The organism is Bartonella sp. AD328YNZD (assembly GCF_042196425.1).
Genome location: NZ_JBHIQG010000577.1, coordinates 1 through 1033 on the forward strand (window position 1 = coordinate 1; position 1033 = coordinate 1033).

The following is a 1033-nucleotide window of genomic DNA, read 5'->3' on the forward strand; positions in this document are numbered from 1 at the left end:
CTTTGGTTTGCTTAATAATTTCTGTAATTTGCCTAGCTTTACTTTCTGATACACCAATACTTTGAGCCAATGTTTCATACTCATTATTTTTGACTGCTTTATGTTCATTTTGTGAGAGACGGGTATTGATGTTTTTTACAAAGTCGGTAAGCTCTTTTTGCAGTGAAGGATTTTTTGCTAAAGCTTCTTGCTGTAATTCTTTTGGCAAGGTGAAGAGGTCTTGCAAGCTTTGACTTGGCATTTCTACTGTGGTTGCACGGCGCTTCTGTTCTGTTGCATGTTCTTGCGTAATTTCCTTCCCAGCATGTCTCACTGCATGGGCAAAATTTGCAACGGCAGTACAGAGCATCTCAAGATGATTTTTAGCGTTTGCGCGTGCCTGATTTTGTAGTCCACATAAACTGAAACCGGCAAGATGAGAAATAGAGTATGGTGCTCTTTCAATCTGGTTGGCGAGCTGCTGGCCTAAGCTTGGATTTTTGATGATCTCTACCATCTGTTTGTCTAATATTTTTTCGTTACCATAAACAATTTTTGACAATTTCTGGATTTGTTTTAAGCTTGTGTGGACGCAAGAATCTTCAGCAATCATTTCGGCTTTTTCATTTTCTGTCAAAGGGGCTAATCTCTCTTCTGGAATGAGAATACTTTCAAGCTCTTTTGTTTTTGGGACTGTAAAGGTAAATTTGTCACCGGGTTTTAATGTTTTGAGTTGTTCTGGCGTGAGCTGTTCTTTATTGCCGATGATGTAAGCACCTTTCACATTGAAAGCAAAGCTATCATAACCAGCACCCCTATAGATGCCTGTGTAGGTTTCACCTTCTTTTGCAACCATAACAGGACGATTATTAACATTGCGCCCAAGTTCTTTCATGTTACTCATGAATTCCTTTAAAAGAAGTATTTTATTGGGATTAGAGATATCTTCAAACAGATGCTGCATTGGCTCTAGGTTCCCATTTTCTGCTACAGCAACACTGGCGAGCATCATGCGTTCTTTTGTAACAAGTGAAAAGTCAAGCTGATGCCCTGC

At 39.4% G+C, this 1033-nt stretch carries 1 protein-coding gene; it reads right to left on the reverse strand.

The features are described 5' to 3' along the window. A partial coding sequence (locus ACFIO3_RS13800; protein WP_375704656.1) for a BID domain-containing T4SS effector occupies positions 1-1033 on the reverse strand: 1033 nt, incomplete at both ends.